Genomic DNA, 15,992 nt, shown 5'->3' with positions numbered 1-15,992 from the left:
GCCGTCGCAAGCTGCTTTGCTGATGGGATGATCCGCATTGCCGTCTGCGCCCCGTCCACGCCCATCCTGCCAGAGGACGCCGCCCGCGTCACCGCGCTAGCCGCTGCGGAGTTTCCGGGCGTCGAACTGGTCGTCCACCCGCAAAGCTATGCCGTGGAGGGCCACTTCGCCGGCAGCGATGCCCAGCGCCGCGATGCCCTGGTCGAGTGTGCGAACGACCCTTCGTTCGACGCCGTATGGTTCGCCCGCGGTGGCTATGGCGCGGGCCGCATTGCGGAAGATGCGCTACGTCTGTTTGACCGTAATGCCGACCGCAAGACCTGGCTCGGCTACTCCGATGCGGGCTACCTCCTGGGCGCACTTTATCGCCAGCGGATCGGCCGCCCGGTCCACGCGCCAATGCTCGCTTGCAGTCGCCGCGATCGAGGCGACGAAGCCGTGCGCCGGGTGTTGCGCTATCTCTCGGGCGACATGTCCGGGCTGGAGCCCTCGCTCGATCATCGCCCCACCGTCGCGTTCAACCTGATGACGCTGGCGATGCTATGCGGCACGCCGCTGATGCCGGGCCTGGCCGGGCACGTGGTGATGGTGGAGGAAGTCTCCGAGCATCTCTACGCCGTCGACCGCCTATTCTTCCACGTGACCGCGCATTTGGGCGGTGTCGCCGGACTGCTGCTGGGCCGCATCAGCGACGTGCCCGAGAACGACCGGCCCTTCGGCCAGACCGAGGAGGAGATCGCCCGTTACTGGTGCGATCGGCACGCCATCCCCTACCTTGGCCGCGCCGACATCGGGCATGACGCCGCCAACAGGATCGTGCCGTTCGGGGTTGCTCCCGGCGCGCAACCGCAATAATCCGCGCCGCCACGTCACCGTGACCTTGGGATGAAGGCGCGGCCAGCAGTTGGAGAGGTTCATCGCGATGCGCGCATTCGTTTTTCCCGGACAGGGCAGCCAGAAGGTCGGCATGGGTACGGATCTGGCCGATGCCAGCACCGCCGCGCGCGAAGTGTTTCAGGAAGTGGACGAAGTGCTGGGCCAGCATCTCTCGCGCATCATGCGCGAGGGGCCGGAGGACCAGCTGACGCTGACGGAGAACGCGCAGCCCGCGATCATGGCCAACGCCATCGCCACCTTGCGCGTGCTGGAGAAGGACTTCGGCGTCTCGCTGGTGGAAAAGGGCGACTTCGTCGCCGGGCACTCGCTGGGCGAATATACCGCGCTGTGCGCCGTCGGGGCGTTCAGCCTGGCGGACACCGCCCGCCTCCTGAAGCTGCGCGGCCAGTCGATGCAGGCGGCCGTACCGGTGGGGCAGGGCGCGATGGCAGCGCTGCTGGGCGCTGACATCGCCAAGGCCACCGCGCTGGCCGACGCCGCTGCCGAGGGGCAGGTCTGCTCCGTCGCCAATGACAACGATCCGGGCCAGGTCGTGCTCTCCGGCCACCGCGAAGCGATCGAGCGCGCGATCGCCCTTGTGAAGGAGCACGGCATCAAGCGCGGCGTGTCTTTGCCGGTGTCCGCCCCGTTCCATTGCGCGCTGATGGCGCCTGCGGCCGACGCCATGGCCGAAGCGCTCGCCGCCACGCCGCCGGGCGCGCTGCGCCTGCCGCTCTTCGCCAACGTCACGGCGGCGATGACCAGCGACCCCGCAGAAGTTCAGCGCCTCCTCGTCGAACAAGTCACCGGCCGCGTCCGCTGGCGCGAAAGCGCGATCGCGATGCACGTAGCGGGTGTTCAGCACTTCATCGAACTGGGCGGCAAAGTCGTCGGCCCCATGATCAAACGCAGCGCGGGCGATGTGGAAATCACCTCCGTCGTGACGATGGAAGAGATCGAGGCGCTCGCTAAGGCGATCTAGAAGATAAACAGGGGGTTCGCGCAGAGACCGCAGAGGCGCAGAGGAGGGCGTTGCGCGAACCGGATCGATGCGATCACCGCGGATATCATCGAAGCCGCGATCGGGATCCATAGAGGTCTGGGGCCCGGCCTCTTGGAGAACGCCTATGAACTTGTGCTTGCCGCTGATCTTGTCCGTCGCGGCCATAAGGTCGACCGGCAGGTGCCGGTCGACATAGAATACGATGGCTTGCGAATACCGGCGGCTTTTCGGGCCGACCTCTTGCTGGACGACATTGTCGTGTTGGAAATCAAGGCCATCGAAGCAATAGCCCCGGTCCATGCGAAGCAGGTACTCACCTACTTGCGCCTGATGCACAAGCCCGTAGGCTTACTCCTCAATTTTTCTGGTGAAACAATGAAAGAGGGAATTCGACGACTGGTGAACAACTACCAGCCTTGACCTCTCTGCGCCTCTGCGCCTCTGCGCGAACCATCTTCTTTTCTTCTTCGGAGCTATGCCCATGTTCGACCTTCACGGAATGACCGCCCTCGTCACCGGCGCATCGGGCGGGATCGGCTCGGCGATCGCGCGGGGGCTGGCGGCGCAAGGGGCGCGGCTGGCGATCTCTGGCTCGAACCAGACCAAGCTGCGCGCCTTTCGCGATGAGCTGGACGAGCATCGCCCGCAGCATCTGCAGGAAGTGGATCACGTCGCCATCGCCTGTGATCTCTCGAATGCCGAGCAGGTCGAGAAGCTGGTCCCGGCCGCGCTCGATTCGCTCGGCAAGATCGACATCCTGATCAACAACGCCGGCATCACGCGTGACAATCTGGCGATGCGGATGAAGGACGATGAGTGGGATCAGGTGATCCGCGTGAACCTGGAATCCGCGTTCCGCCTGATGCGCGCCGCGACCAAGCCGATGATGAAGGCGCGCTTTGGCCGGATCATCACGGTCACCTCGATCGTGGGCACCACCGGCAATCCCGGCCAGATGAACTACTGCGCCAGCAAGGGCGGCCTGACCGCCATGTCCAAGAGCCTCGCGCAGGAACTGGCGAGCCGCAACGTCACCGTGAACTGCGTCGCGCCCGGCTTCATCCGCACCGCAATGACCGAAGTGCTGCCCGATGCGCAGAAGGACGCGCTCAATGCCAAGATCCCGATGGGCCGCATGGGCGAGGGCGCGGATATCGCCTCGGCCTGCGTGTTCCTGGCGAGCAAGGAAGCCGGCTACGTCACCGGGCAGACGCTGCACGTCAACGGCGGCATGGCCATGATCTGAAGGCGGCGGTTCGCGGGGGGAGGGGCCTCGCTCCACGCTGAGAGAGGGGGAAAGATGCAGGCAATGCAACAATCCCCGCCCTTATCCCCAGATTCGCGCGTTACGACCCAGTTCATCCTTGCCGCGCACCGGCCCGGCGCTAGAGAGGATGGTCCGTATTCAAGGGCGTCGGCCAGTCGGTCGATGCCGGGGGACATGAGGCGATCATGAAGGCCACCATCGAACGTTCGACGCTGTTGCGTTGCCTGTCTCACGTCCAATCCGTGGTGGAGCGGCGCAATACCATCCCCATCCTCTCGAACGTCTTGATCGAGGCGGCGGCGGGCGGCGCGCTCAAGATCATGGCGACCGACCTTGACCTGCAAGTGGTGGAAACGGTCGGCGCGGTGGCGGTGGAACAGCCCGGCGCCATCACCGTCTCTGCCCATCTGCTGTTCGACATCGCGCGCAAGTTGCAGGACGGCAGCCAGGTCAGCCTGGACGCTTCCGAAAACCGCATGGTGGTGAAGGCCGGACGCAGCCGTTTCCAGCTTCCCACTTTGCCGCGTGATGATTTTCCAATGATCGCAGAAGGCGAGCTGCCTACCAGCTTCGAGCTTCCGGCGGTCACGCTGGCCCAGTTGATCGACCGCACCCGCTTCGCGATCTCCACCGAAGAGACGCGCTATTACCTGAACGGCATCTTCTTCCATGTCGCCGAAGACCAGTTGAAAGCAGCGGCCACCGACGGGCATCGTCTGGCTCGCTTCACGCTGGCCTGTCCGGAAGGTGCACAGGGAATGCCGGACGTGATCGTGCCGCGCAAATGCGTGGCCGAACTGCGCAAGCTGCTGGAAGAATCGCTCGACACCAATGTGCTGATCGAACTGTCCGCCAGCAAAGTGCGCTTCACGCTGGGCGGTGAGCATGGCGTGGTCCTCACCAGCAAGCTGATCGACGGGACCTTCCCCGATTACAGCCGCGTGATCCCCACCGGGAACGACAAGCTGCTGCGGATCGATCCCAAGAGCTTCTTCGAGGGCGTGGACCGCGTGGCGACCATCGCCACCGAGAAGACGCGCGCGGTGAAGATGGCGCTCGACACCGATCGCGTCACGTTGTCGGTCACCTCGCCGGACAACGGCACCGCCGCTGAGGAAGTGCCCGCGCAATATGGCTCGGACGGCTTTGAGATCGGCTTCAACGCCAACTACCTCAAGGACATCCTCGGCCAGATCGAAGGCGACACGGTGGAACTGCACCTCGCCGACGCGGGCGCGCCGACGCTGATACGCCAGGACGACAAGAGCCCCGCGCTCTATGTCCTGATGCCGATGCGGGTGTAGATTCGGCCTCGGCCTCCACCCGTTCCGCCCTGTTTCAAAGTCATCCCGCGCCAGCCACGGGGATAAGGCTCCGGGCCGCAATCCAGCCGAACGAGCGGATTCCGGATCTGGCCGGTTTAGTGGTGGCGATAGCGCAGGAATAGCCTAAGGCACGCGTTCCGATGTCTGCGTTTCTCGCCGCCTTTGACTGCGGTTCACGCGTGCGATATAACCCCTTCTCGGTCACACGCCCTGGCGTCCGCTTTGGCGACGAAGGGCAGGTCCTGTACGCCGGTGCGGCGTTGACAATCCTTACGAATCAATTTAAGCGCGCCCTTCGCTCGACAGAAACGGCTGTGTCCGCAGTGGTGTTCGGCATTTTTGCCCGCTCCCACCGGTCCTTTCGTCTTCGTGGATCCCCCACCTGTCATAAGAGCGTCAGAGCGTTGAGATAGGCGGAGCCAAGGCTCCCCTGTGGAGCAGGAGAATTAAGTGGCTCGTATTGCCGGGGTAAACCTCCCCACCAACAAGCGCGTGATCATCGCCTTGACCTACATTCACGGTATCGGTCGCACCAATGCCGTCAAGATCGCTGACAAGCTGGGCATCGATCATGCCCGCCGCGTTCAGGACCTTTCGGACGCCGAAGTGCTTCAGATCCGCGAAACCATCGACGCCGAACATACCGTTGAGGGTGATCTTCGTCGTGAGACCGCGATGAACATCAAGCGCCTGATGGACCTCGCCTGCTATCGTGGCCTGCGTCACCGCAAGGGCCTGCCGGTTCGTGGCCAGCGCACGCACACCAATGCGCGCACCCGCAAGGGCAAGGCCAAGCCGATCGCCGGCAAGAAGAAGTAAGCCGCGCCTTTCACAGGCAGCAGCTTTCCCTCAGCGAATTTCGACAGGATAAACCGACATGGCACGCGAACCACAGCGCATTAAGCGCCGCGAGCGCAAGAACATCTCGAGCGGCATTGCGCACGTTAACGCCAGCTTCAACAACACCATGGTGACCATCACCGACGCCCAGGGCAACGCCATCTCGTGGTCGTCTGCGGGCATGATGGGCTTCAAGGGCAGCCGCAAGTCCACCCCGTACGCCGCTCAGGTGGCTGCGGACGACGCGGGCAAGAAGGCCGCCGAGCATGGCGTGCGCACCCTCGAAGTCGAGGTCAAGGGCCCGGGTTCGGGTCGCGAGAGCGCTCTGCGCGCCCTTCAGGCGGTCGGCTTCACCATCACCTCGATCCGCGACGTGACCCCGATCCCGCACAACGGCGTTCGCCCCTCGAAGCGTCGCCGCGTCTGATCAAGTCCCGGTGGACGGGTCCGGTTCCTAGGCCGGATACCCGCCGCCACGCATCGGCCGCGGCCCATTCGGGCTTAGCGGCCGAAGTCGCACTGAATTACCCCAGGGGAAGCACATGACCGTCAACATCAAGAACTGGCAGGAACTCAAGAAGCCGAACAGCCTTGAGATCAAGCCGGGGGCTGACCCCAAGCTTCGCGCCACTTTCGTTGCAGAACCGTTGGAGCGGGGCTTCGGCCTGACGCTCGGCAACGCGCTGCGCCGCGTGTTGCTGTCCTCGCTGCAGGGCGCGGCGATCACGTCGATCAAGATCGAGAACGTCCTGCACGAATTCTCCAGCCTTGCCGGCGTGCGTGAAGACGTGACCGACATCGTTCTGAACGTGAAGCAGATCGCGCTCAAGATGCAGGGCGAAGGCCCCAAGCGTCTCCAGCTTTCCGCCACGGGCCCGGCCCAGGTGAAGGCAGGCGATATCGCCGTTTCGGGCGACATCGAGGTGACCAACAAGAACCTCGTGATCTGCCATCTCGACGAAGGCGCGACGCTGAACATGGAACTGACCGCGGATAGCGGTAAGGGCTACGTTCCGGCCGTCTCGAACCGTCCCGTCGATGCGCCGATCGGTCTGATCCCGGTGGACTCGCTCTATTCGCCCGTGCGCCAGGTGTCCTACAAGGTGGACAACGCGCGTATCGGCCAGGAGCTGGACTACGACAAGCTCAGCCTCACGGTGGAAACCGACGGCACTGTCAGCCCCGAGGACGCCGTGGCTTACGCCGCGCGCATCCTGCAGGACCAGCTGGCGCTGTTCGTCCACTTCGAGGACGCGGCTCCGGTCGGTCAGTCGCCGATGATCGGCATGGCTGCCAGCGGTGGTGCTGCTACCGAAGAAAGCGATACCAACCAGCTCAATCGCTACCTACTCAAGAAGGTGGACGAGCTCGAGCTCTCGGTTCGTTCGGCCAACTGCCTCAAGAACGATAACATCATCTACATCGGCGATCTGGTCCAGAAGACCGAAGCCGAGATGCTGCGTACGCCGAACTTCGGCCGCAAGTCGCTCAACGAGATCAAGGAAGTGCTCTCTTCGATGGGTCTGCGCCTCGGGATGGACATCCCAGGCTGGCCGCCCGAGAACATCGAAGAGATGGCCAAGAAGCTGGAGCAGGAGCTGCTCGGCTAATCGAGCAGCGTCCGCCCGATCGTAAGCGACGTTTTGCGCAGCGAAACGGTAGCTTAGGTCGGGATCGGCGGCCTGCCGGCCAGCGGCGCAAGGCGCTGTCTGACGTCACGGGTGAGAACCCGTGGCGGCTTGGCTAGAGCGGTAGGTTGCGAAGAAGAACAAGCGGAAACCCGGCTCAGGGCCGGGATGACGAGAGTGGTTTTGCTCACTGTCACCCGCAAACAAGGGCAGGGCCGTCCCCCCTTAAGCGACGGCCAGGACCGGGCTACCTCACACGGGCCCCTTACGAACGGAGTACACGAAAATGCGTCATAAAATGGGCGGCCGCAAGCTGCAGCGCGCCACTGGCCACCGTACCGCGCTGCTGCGCAACATGGCCGCCGCGCTGATCAAGCATGAGCAGATCAAGACCACCTTGCCCAAGGCCAAGGAACTGCGCCCTTACGTCGAAAAGCTGATCACGCTGGCAAAGCGTGGTGGCCTGTCGAACCGTCGCCTGGCGCACGCGCGCCTGATGGACGAGACGCAGGAAAAGAAGCTGTTCGAGGTTCTGGCCGAGCGTTATTCGGGCCGTGAAGGCGGGTACATCCGCATTATCAAGGCCGGCTATCGCGGTTCGGACGCAGCGCCGATGGGCGTGATCGAACTGGTCGATCGCGATGTGGACGCGAAGGGTCAGGACTCCGGTCCGGTCAACGCCGACGCGGAAGAATACGAAGAGGCCTGAGGCTTCTGCTGTCCCGTAGGTTCGGGACAAGCACATCCGTTGATTGCCAGGGCGATCGGGGGCGCTAAGCTACCGGTCGCCTTGTCTTTTTCGGAGAGTTGCCACTTGTCTCGTCGTCCTGGACGCACCCGTCTGCTGCTGGCTGCGGCCGCCGCCGTATCCGCATTCGCCACCACCCCGATCTGGGCCGATGCCATGAAGCCACTTGCCTATCCCGATACCCGCCGCGGCACTGTGGTGGAGGATCACTTTGGTGAGAAGATTGCCGATCCTTATCGCTGGCTGGAAAACGACGTCCGCAGCGACAAGGAAGTGGCCGCCTGGGTCGAGCGTGAGAACGCCGTGACCCGGGCCTACCTCGATACGCTGCCCCAGCGGGGTTGGTTCGCGGCGCGGATTCGCGAATTGATCGATTACGAGCGCTTCGGCCTGCCGGTGAAGGCGGCGGGGCGGTACTTCTATACGCGCAACTCCGGCCTGCAGAACCAGGCGCAGCTGTTCGTGCGCGATGGTCTGAACGGAACGCCGCGCCTGCTGCTGGACCCCAACAGCTGGGCCAAGGACGGCGCGACCGCGCTGGACGCATGGGAGCCGTCGGACGATGGCAGGCACTTGCTCTACAGCGTCCAGGACGGTGGCAGCGACTGGCGCGTGATCAAGGTGCTGGACGTGAAGACCGGGCAGCCGCTGGCAGATGAGGTGAAGTGGGCCAAGTTCACCGGGATCGCCTGGGTGGGCAACGACGGCTTCCTCTACTCGCGGTTCCCCGAGCCGGAGCAGGGCACGGCATTCCAGGGGCGGAACTATGACCACAAGGTCTATTACCACAAGGTGGGCACCCCGCAGTCCGCCGATCAGCTGGTGCTGGAAACGCCCGATCAGCGCGAGATGAACCATACGGCCGAAGTGACGCCGGACGGGCGCTACGCCGTGATCACCAGCAGCACCGGCACGGACAACCGGCAACAGGTGCGGGTTATCGATCTCTCGCGCCGCAAGACGGACGGGTGGAAGATCCGGATGCTCGTTGCCGAGCCGAAGGATGATTGGAAACTGGTCGCCAGCACCGGCACCAACTTGTGGTTTGTTACCAATCAGAACGCGCCGCGCTACCGCCTGGTGGTGGCCGACATGGCCGCCGCGCAGCCGCAGTTCCGGCAGGTCGTGGCCGAGCGCGGCGATTTGCTGGAGCGTGCGACGATCATCGGCAACCAGCTCGTCCTGAACTACCTGAAGGATGCGGCTAGCCATGCAGAGATCGTCTCTTTGGATGGCAAGAAGGTGCGCACGCTGACGCTGGGTGAACTGGGCACCGCTTCCGGTTTTGACGGGAAGCCCGGCGATCCCGAGACGTTCTATACCTATTCCAGCTTCAACCAGCCGGCCGCGATCTACCGGATGGACATCGCCACCGGCAAGTCGGAACCCTTCGCCAAGCCGGCCTTGAAGTTCGACCCCGCCAAGTACGCGATCGAGCAGCGGTTCTATGCCTCGAAGGATGGCACGAAGGTGCCGATGTTCGTCGTGCGCAACAAGGCGGCGTCGCAGGCGGGCAAGGCGTTGCCGACGCTGCTTTATGGTTATGGCGGCTTCGATGTTTCGCTGACGCCCGGCTACTCGGCGGCGCGCATGGCGTGGCTGGAGGCGGGCGGCGCCTTTGCCATGGCCAACCTGCGCGGTGGCGGCGAATATGGCAAGGAGTGGCACGATGGCGGGCGCTTGGCGAACAAACAGAACGTGTTCGACGATTTCATCGCGGCGGGCGAGTACCTGATTGCGCAAGGGATCACTCCCAAGGGCGGCCTGGCGGTGCAGGGCGGGTCCAACGGCGGCCTGCTGATCGGCGCGGTGGTGAACCAGCGGCCGGACTTGTTCGCGGCGGCCAATGCGCAAGTGGGCGTGATGGACATGCTGCGCTTCGATCGCTTCACCGCTGGCCGCTATTGGGTGGACGACTACGGCTATCCTGAGAAGGAGGCGGACTTCCGCGTTCTGCGTAAGTATTCGCCCTATCACAATATCCGCGCGGGCGTGGACTATCCGGCGGTGCTGGTGACGACGGCGGATACCGACGATCGCGTGGTTCCGGGGCACAGCTTCAAGTACACCGCGGCCTTGCAGGCGGCCAAGGTGGGTGACAAGCCGCACCTGATCCGCATCGAGACGCGCGCGGGCCACGGTTCGGGCAAGCCGACCGACAAGGTGATCGAGGAAAGCTCCGACATCCTGGCGTTCCTGGCGCGCTGGTCGGGATTGCAAACACCGGCCCAATAAGCCTTTTCTGGTGCGTCGACCTGGCTGAGCCTCGGGTCGACGCAGCAGAAACAGTCGGCCGTCCGCCTTACTTCGGCGCGAGGGTTATGGTGGCGCGGCCGGTGGCGCGCACTGGCAGATACACGCCTTGCCCTGCGGCTTTGAGAGTGCCGGTTTCCACGCGTTCGATATCGGCGCGGATCACGAAGGGGCCTTCCTGGCGGGACTGGATTGCCCGATCGACCTTGCCCAGCAACTTGTCGAAATCCTTCTCGAAGTTCTGGGTCAGTGCGTAGGCGATCGTCCGAGAAAGACCGGGCGCGTTCGCCAGTTTCAGCACAAGCTTGGCATCCTGGCGATCGGTACTGCCGGTGATTTCGAACTGATCGAAGCCAACCTGGCGCGAATTGAGCTGGTTCACTGGGATCGCGGTCATCCACACGGTGGCGCGGGCCTTGCCGATCGTGCCCGCCTCGTCGCTGGCGTTCAGGTTCAGGCCAACGGCAATGCGCCCGCCGGTGGTGCCGTAGATCGTGGCGGAGTTGAAGCGCGCCCATACCGGCCCCACGCCGGGGACCCGGAAGGGGCGGACCTGCCGCTTGTGCAGCGCTTTCAGCAGCACCGGCTGCAACTCGCGATAGTCTGCGATGACAGGGATGAAAAAGCTGAGGTTGCCGGGCTGGGTGGTCAGGCGGGATAGCGGCGGCAGCGGCGTGATGGCGGGATTGGCGGGGCGGGGGCCGACGAACGTTTCGGTCACCGCGCGCAGGCCCAGGCGCAGCGTCAGACGATTGTTGGCGATATCATAGCCGCCGTATTGCAGTTCCTGCGGTGTCACCCGCATCCACACCGGCGGATGCGCGCGGTTGAGCAGCAGCGAGGTGAAGCCCGCATTCCACGCCTGCTGCGCCTGTTCGCGCAGTTGCAGCTTGCCGAGCTGTCCCGGAAGGGTGCGTTCCAACTGGGCGATGACGCCCTTCAGCTTGGCGTCGGCCGGTTCGGACAGGTCGATCTTCTGGCCCAGAAAGTCGACCGTGGGCGGCGCGGTCCAGCGGTAGGCGAGGTCGACCTTGCCGCGCGGCTGCCAGTCCGGCCCTACATCCAGGTCGATCCGCGCCTGCACCTGCGCATCGGCGGTGGCGGTTTCCTGCTTCAAGACGCCGGCGATATCGCGCGCGTGGATGACTGCGTGCACCGGCATCGACAGTACTAAGTTGTGGCCCGATCCGGACAGGGACAAGCGGCCGCGCGTCACTTGCCCGACAATGTGGCATTTGATCGTCGGAGTCTTTACCTCGACGAACAGCACCTTGACCTTGTCACTGGCGACGCAGACCTGGCCAGGCTTGTCGATCGCCCAGAGGCGGCGGGGCACTTCGCGCTCCAGCGTCGCGGTCAGCTGAGAGAGGTCTGCCGAAAGAGGCACCGCGATTAAAGACGATTGCGGCTTGATGGCGATCGCATCGGTCGCCCGGGGCGGCACGGTATCGGGAGTGGAGGTGCCACAGCCCGAAAGGCAAAGAACGACACTGGAAAGGGCGACTAAGCGACGCATGCCCGCGATGCCTTGTGGAACGATTGCCGATCGAGCGCAAACTCTCGATCTAGGCGGCTGTTCCCGAAACCCGCGCCTTGCCCACTTTGCCCGCCTGGGCCATGTGGCGTTTCAAGGAGGCCGCTTATCCATGTTAGACGCGCGTATCGAGACAATGCCGGGCTATGGTGGATGCCAGCTGGCGGTTCATCGCCTGGGATCGGGCCGTCCGCTCCTGCTGCTCCATGGCCTGTTTTCCAGCGCGCAGATCAACTGGATAAAGTTTGGCACGGCGCAGAAGCTGGCCGTTGCCGGGTTCGAAGTGATCATGCCGGACTTGCGGGCCCATGGCCAAAGCGAAGCGCCGCACGACCCCGCGGCCTACCCCGCCGACGTGCTGGTGCGCGATGCGCTGGCGGTGGTGGAGCAGCTGGGCCTGACCGACTTTGACATGGGCGGCTTCTCGCTGGGATCGCGCACGGCGGTGCGATCGGTTTTGGCGGGTCTGGCGCCGCGCAAGCTGATCCTGGGCGGCATGGGGATCGAAGGGCTTGGCAATTGGGCGCGGCGCAGCGCCTTCTTCATCGATGCGATCGACCGCTATGACGAGATCAAGCATGGTGACCCGGCCTTCATCTCCAAGTCTTTCATGAAGAGCCAGAAGGTGGACCGGGTGGCGGCGCGCCTGTTGCTGGCATCGGTTGACGATACGTCCGCCGAAGACCTGGCCGCCGTGACGATGCCGACGCTGGTGGTCTGTGGTGCGGACGATGATGACAACGGCTCCGCCCCTGCGCTGGCTCAGGCTCTGCCCGATGCGCGCTATGTCGAGATACCGGGCACGCACATGTCATCGGTGACGCAGGCGGCGCTGGGTCAGGCGATGGTGGCTTTCCTCAACGCGTGATCGGGGCATCGCCACGCACGGATGGCTGCCTGAAAAGACACGGCGTGCCCCCCGAACCCGCCGCTTGACCGCGTGTCAGTGCAGCGCCAGCATGGCCCGTCTGATAATGAGAATAACGGGGCACCCATGAAATCACACGCAATCTCGCTGCTGGCGCTGGCCGGGGCGATGGCCGCTGCCGTTCCTGCCAACGCGCAGGATGCGCCTGCACCGGCCGCACCCGCTTCGTCCGCGCCGCAGACCGCCGCCCAGTTCGTCGAACAGGCCGAGGCGACCTACAACCAGAAGACGATCGAGCAGGCGCAGGCCGACTGGGTTTATAACACCTACATCACCGTTGACAGCGAAGCCGTGACGGCACGCGCCACGGCCGATAAGGACAAGTTCAACGTCGACACCGCGCTAAAGGCCGCGACTTTCGCGCAGCAGCCGGGCCTGTCGTACGACGTTAACCGCAAACTCAGCCGAATGCGCACCCTGATCGTGCAGCCCGCCCCCAGTCGCCCCGGTGCGGCCGAGGAACTGGCGACGCTGACCGCGCGGCTGCAGGGCATATACGGCAAGGGCAAGGGCACGCTGAAGGGCCAGCCGATCAACGGCTCCGACATCGAGGCCGCCATGGGCGAAAACCGCAACCCGGCGGAACTGGCCGAGATGTGGACCAGCTGGCACGACAACGTGGGCAAGCCGATGAAGGCGGACTACGTGAAGATGGTGGAGCTGGAGAACGCCGGCGCCAAGGAACTGGGCTACGCCGATACCGGCGCGCTGTGGCGCTCGAACTATGACATGACGCCCGAGCAGTTCGCCGCACTGACCGAAAAGCTGTGGGCCGAAGTCAAGCCGCTGTACGACCAGCTGCACTGCTACACCCGCACCAAGCTGAACGAGAAGTACGGCGATGGCGTGCAAAAGGCGAGCGGCCCGATCCGTGCCGACCTGCTGGGCAACATGTGGGCGCAGGAATGGGGCAACATCTACGATATCGTCGCCCCGGCCGGCGCGGGCGATCTGGGCTATGATGTGGGTGATCTGCTGAAGGCCAAGGGCTATGACCCGGTCAAGATGGTCAAGGCGGGTGAGGGTTTCTACTCCTCGCTGGGCTTTGCCGCGTTGCCGCAGACCTTCTGGGAACGCTCTCAGATCACCAAGCCCGCCGATCGCGAAGTCGTCTGCCATGCCTCCGCCTGGGACATCGACAACAAGGACGACCTGCGCATCAAGATGTGCACCAAGGTCAACGGAGATGATTTCATCACCATCCATCACGAGCTGGGCCACAATTACTACCAGCGCGCCTACAATAAGCAGCCGTCCTACTACCTAGACGGAGCGAACGACGGCTTCCACGAGGCGATCGGCGACACCATGGCGCTGTCGATCACGCCGCAGTATCTCGTCGACATCGACCTGCTGGACAAGAGCCGCGTTCCCGGCGCTGACAAGGACACCGGCCTGCTGCTGCGCCAGGCGATGGACAAGGTGGCGTTCCTGCCCTTCGGCCTGTTGATCGATCGCTATCGCTGGAAGATCTTCTCGGGCGAGATCACGCCCGATCAGTATGAGACCGCGTGGAACCAGATGCGCCTGCAATACCAGGGCATCGTGCCGCCAGGAGACCGCCCGGCCGACGCGTTCGACGCCGGGGCCAAGTACCACGTGCCCGCCGTGGTCCCCTATACGCGCTATTTCCTGGCGCGGCTGCTGCAGTTCCAGTTCTATGAGGCGGCGTGCAAGCAGTCCGGCTGGAAGGGGCCGCTGCATCGCTGCAGCTTCTATGGCAACAAGAAGGTGGGCGAGAAGATGAACGCCATGCTGGAGATGGGCGCGTCCAGGCCCTGGCCCGATGCGTTGCAAGCCTTCACCGGCAGCCGCGAAATGAGCGGCAAGCCCATGCTGCGCTATTTCGCACCGCTGACGGCCTGGCTGCAAAAGCAGAACAAGGGCAAGACCTGCGGCTGGTGATGTGATGAGGGTGAGGGGCGTGTTGACGCGCCTCTCACTCAAACCTCAGTTACCTTCGCCCCTCCGTTCGTGTGGAGCGAAGCCGAGGCACGGCAGCGCCAGGCCAGCGTGTCTCGACTTCGCTCGACACGAACGGTGTAGGGCAATCGGCGTGTCCCTCAAAACGTCGCCGTGGCCGCGACTGCCAGGTACTTTGCATCCTTGTCCCTGGCCCCTGGCGCGGTCTTCAGAAAGCGTCCGCGTGCCAGCCAGAGTGCGTCGATCTCACCCCGCAGAAAGCCGGGGACCAGCCAGTATCGCACGCGGCCTTCCAGTTGCTGACCGGCAAAGCGCCCGCTGCGGCCATTGGGATCGCGCACTCCGGTGCCGGAAAACGCGTCGAAGCGGTCCGCCAGCCATAGCCCGCGGTAGGCCGCGAACATGTCCAGCCGCTTGCCCGGTGCAGCCTCCACCCGGATGCCAGGCGTCATGATGTTGCTGCGGAGCAGGGCGTTATAGATACCGGCAGGAGCAAGATCGGCGCGGCGCATGCCGAACAGCGTGTCGAACCGGCCATAGCGCCCACCGCGACCATCACCGCTGGCATAGTCGAATTCGGCGGAGAGGCGCAGCTTCGCGGCGCCGGGGAAGCTGTATCCCGCGTCGGCATGGACGAACCACGCGCTCACCGCCTGCCGCGCCGCCGATGGAGCCAGGCTCGCCCGGATCGAACCGGTCTGGTAGATACCCTCAAGCTCGAAGTCCCAGAGGGCGGGCTTGGGATCACGGATCAGCCGCGCTCCGACCGTGGTCAGATCGCGGTTGCGTGTGGGTAGCGCCGGGCTGTCCCGCTCTTGCAGCCGAAAGAAACTGAGTTCCGCCGTCGCCCCCGCCAGTGTTCGTGGATGGGCGATCAGGCCGCCCCACAGCCGCAGGTTCAGGCTCTCCCGGTCCATCTGCACTTTCCCGCGCCGAAGTGCCGGAGCGTCGTCCGGCAGGCGGTACTGCGGCAGGGTATAGATGAAGGTGCCCGTCGTCCCATCGGCCAGCGTCATGTCGGCGCGAACGCCGGTGTAGCTGTTGGTGGTGTTGCGATAGTCATCGGCGGCGACCAGGCGGCGAGAGCCCAGGTTCAGCATCATCCGCCCCACCATCACTTGCGCCTTGGTGCCCCGGCCCAGCGCCTGGCCCAGGTCCGCGCCGACATACGCCTGCACCAGTTCCAGCGCGTTCACTTCGCTGGTCGTCACCGGGCTGCCCGGTCTGTCGAGAGTGATGCGGCTGTCATAGACTTCCGCGCCGATCCGGATGCCATGCGCGTGATACTCGGCCGCGAGGGTGGTGCGCAGCGCCAGTTCCTCGTCATCGGATCGGTAGATCGGTCGCGGTGCGCCTGCGATCGTCTCGTACCGCAGACGCACGCTGCCTGAGAGGGTGAAATCATCGGGCGCGCCGATGGCGGCTTGCAACGTGGGAGCCTTGGCGCAAACGCCCGCGGGCAGCAGTGCGGCGATCAGCGCGCCGGTGGACAAGGGGAAACGGCGCATCGGGACAAGCTCCATCGACCGGCACCGCCGGCGGAAGAAGCAACGCTTGAGCGCGCGCTGCGCTTGTCCGGGAGGTTGCATCGCCCCGGTGAGCGCGCGGCTAGCATTGTTACGAAGCGTTGCCAACCGGCCCGATGGCCCTGGAAGGCACCTGCTGCA

Annotated in this window: 14 protein-coding genes; 12 read left to right on the top strand and 2 right to left on the bottom strand. The window is 64.5% G+C overall.

What is annotated here, in order from left to right; all coding sequences use genetic code 11:
* Positions 1 to 27 precede the first annotated feature (27 nt).
* The 10 genes from GGR39_RS07330 to GGR39_RS07285 all read left to right on the top strand — a co-directional run bounded on the left by GGR39_RS07330 (position 28) and on the right by GGR39_RS07285 (position 9,922).
* Positions 28 to 855 (top strand): LD-carboxypeptidase, encoded by an 828-nt coding sequence (locus GGR39_RS07330; protein ID WP_183616558.1) that lies wholly within the window; start codon positions 28 to 30, stop codon positions 853 to 855.
* A 67-nt stretch (positions 856 to 922) separates the two neighbouring features.
* Positions 923 to 1,858, top strand: coding sequence for an ACP S-malonyltransferase (gene fabD / locus GGR39_RS07325; protein WP_183616557.1), 936 nt, complete (start codon positions 923 to 925; stop codon positions 1,856 to 1,858).
* Positions 1,859 to 1,861: 3 nt separating this feature from the next.
* Positions 1,862 to 2,299 carry a GxxExxY protein gene (locus GGR39_RS07320; protein WP_343055841.1) on the top strand — a complete coding sequence of 146 codons (438 nt, stop codon included), beginning with the start codon at positions 1,862 to 1,864 and terminating at the stop codon, positions 2,297 to 2,299.
* Positions 2,300 to 2,360: 61 nt separating this feature from the next.
* A complete protein-coding gene (gene fabG, locus GGR39_RS07315) occupies positions 2,361 to 3,125 on the top strand; it encodes a 3-oxoacyl-[acyl-carrier-protein] reductase (RefSeq protein WP_058736861.1) in 765 nt (254 codons plus the stop codon).
* Between the two features lie 206 nt (positions 3,126 to 3,331).
* The gene (gene dnaN / locus GGR39_RS07310; RefSeq protein ID WP_058736860.1) at positions 3,332 to 4,450 is read left to right on the top strand and encodes a DNA polymerase III subunit beta; all 1,119 of its coding nucleotides are present in this window, start codon (positions 3,332 to 3,334) and stop codon (positions 4,448 to 4,450) included.
* Between the two features lie 471 nt (positions 4,451 to 4,921).
* A complete protein-coding gene (gene rpsM, locus GGR39_RS07305; RefSeq protein ID WP_058736859.1) occupies positions 4,922 to 5,290 on the top strand; it encodes a 30S ribosomal protein S13 in 369 nt (122 codons plus the stop codon).
* A 58-nt stretch (positions 5,291 to 5,348) separates the two neighbouring features.
* On the top strand, positions 5,349 to 5,738 hold the full coding sequence (gene rpsK / locus GGR39_RS07300; protein ID WP_058736858.1) for a 30S ribosomal protein S11: 390 nt from the start codon (positions 5,349 to 5,351) through the stop codon (positions 5,736 to 5,738).
* Positions 5,739 to 5,853: 115 nt separating this feature from the next.
* On the top strand, positions 5,854 to 6,921 hold the full coding sequence (locus tag GGR39_RS07295) for a DNA-directed RNA polymerase subunit alpha (RefSeq protein WP_058736857.1): 1,068 nt from the start codon (positions 5,854 to 5,856) through the stop codon (positions 6,919 to 6,921).
* A gap of 304 nt (positions 6,922 to 7,225) precedes the next feature.
* Complete coding sequence (rplQ, locus tag GGR39_RS07290; RefSeq protein WP_183616556.1) at positions 7,226 to 7,648, top strand: 50S ribosomal protein L17; 423 nt, start codon at positions 7,226 to 7,228, stop codon at positions 7,646 to 7,648.
* Positions 7,649 to 7,843: 195 nt separating this feature from the next.
* Entirely contained in the window at positions 7,844 to 9,922 is a 2,079-nt protein-coding gene (locus GGR39_RS07285; protein ID WP_183616838.1) for a prolyl oligopeptidase family serine peptidase, read from the top strand.
* A gap of 67 nt (positions 9,923 to 9,989) precedes the next feature.
* Here GGR39_RS07285 and GGR39_RS07280 read toward each other — a convergent pair whose 3' ends face one another.
* Complete coding sequence (locus tag GGR39_RS07280) at positions 9,990 to 11,456, bottom strand: DUF4403 family protein (RefSeq protein ID WP_183616555.1); 1,467 nt, start codon at positions 11,454 to 11,456, stop codon at positions 9,990 to 9,992.
* A gap of 130 nt (positions 11,457 to 11,586) precedes the next feature.
* On the opposite strand from GGR39_RS07280, the gene GGR39_RS07275 reads away from it, so the two are divergent.
* Together GGR39_RS07275 and GGR39_RS07270 are read left to right on the top strand one after the other, a co-directional pair.
* On the top strand, positions 11,587 to 12,342 hold the full coding sequence (locus GGR39_RS07275) for an alpha/beta fold hydrolase (protein WP_183616554.1): 756 nt from the start codon (positions 11,587 to 11,589) through the stop codon (positions 12,340 to 12,342).
* Positions 12,343 to 12,468: 126 nt separating this feature from the next.
* Positions 12,469 to 14,307: a M2 family metallopeptidase gene (locus tag GGR39_RS07270; protein ID WP_183616553.1), complete on the top strand. Its 1,839-nt coding sequence runs from the start codon at positions 12,469 to 12,471 to the stop codon at positions 14,305 to 14,307.
* Positions 14,308 to 14,465: 158 nt separating this feature from the next.
* Here the strand turns inward: GGR39_RS07270 and GGR39_RS07265 are convergent, their stop codons facing one another.
* Positions 14,466 to 15,833, bottom strand: a complete 1,368-nt coding sequence (locus GGR39_RS07265; protein ID WP_183616552.1) for an alginate export family protein — start codon at positions 15,831 to 15,833, stop codon at positions 14,466 to 14,468.
* Positions 15,834 to 15,992 lie beyond the last annotated feature (159 nt).

The organism is Novosphingobium fluoreni (assembly GCF_014196615.1).
Lineage (GTDB): Bacteria > Pseudomonadota > Alphaproteobacteria > Sphingomonadales > Sphingomonadaceae > Novosphingobium > Novosphingobium fluoreni.
This window is presented reverse-complemented; position numbering and strand designations above follow the sequence as displayed.

Coding starts and splice junctions, on each gene's coding strand:
- GGR39_RS07330 (WP_183616558.1), top strand. CDS start 28: ATGATCCGCATTGCCGTCTGCGCCCCGTCCACGCCCATCCTGCCAGAG.
- fabD (WP_183616557.1), top strand. CDS start 923: ATGCGCGCATTCGTTTTTCCCGGACAGGGCAGCCAGAAGGTCGGCATG.
- fabG (WP_058736861.1), top strand. CDS start 2,361: ATGTTCGACCTTCACGGAATGACCGCCCTCGTCACCGGCGCATCGGGC.
- dnaN (WP_058736860.1), top strand. CDS start 3,332: ATGAAGGCCACCATCGAACGTTCGACGCTGTTGCGTTGCCTGTCTCAC.
- rpsK (WP_058736858.1), top strand. CDS start 5,349: ATGGCACGCGAACCACAGCGCATTAAGCGCCGCGAGCGCAAGAACATC.
- GGR39_RS07295 (WP_058736857.1), top strand. CDS start 5,854: ATGACCGTCAACATCAAGAACTGGCAGGAACTCAAGAAGCCGAACAGC.
- rplQ (WP_183616556.1), top strand. CDS start 7,226: ATGCGTCATAAAATGGGCGGCCGCAAGCTGCAGCGCGCCACTGGCCAC.
- GGR39_RS07285 (WP_183616838.1), top strand. CDS start 7,844: ATGAAGCCACTTGCCTATCCCGATACCCGCCGCGGCACTGTGGTGGAG.
- GGR39_RS07280 (WP_183616555.1), bottom strand. CDS start 11,456: ATGCGTCGCTTAGTCGCCCTTTCCAGTGTCGTTCTTTGCCTTTCGGGC.
- GGR39_RS07275 (WP_183616554.1), top strand. CDS start 11,587: ATGTTAGACGCGCGTATCGAGACAATGCCGGGCTATGGTGGATGCCAG.
- GGR39_RS07270 (WP_183616553.1), top strand. CDS start 12,469: ATGAAATCACACGCAATCTCGCTGCTGGCGCTGGCCGGGGCGATGGCC.
- GGR39_RS07265 (WP_183616552.1), bottom strand. CDS start 15,833: ATGCGCCGTTTCCCCTTGTCCACCGGCGCGCTGATCGCCGCACTGCTG.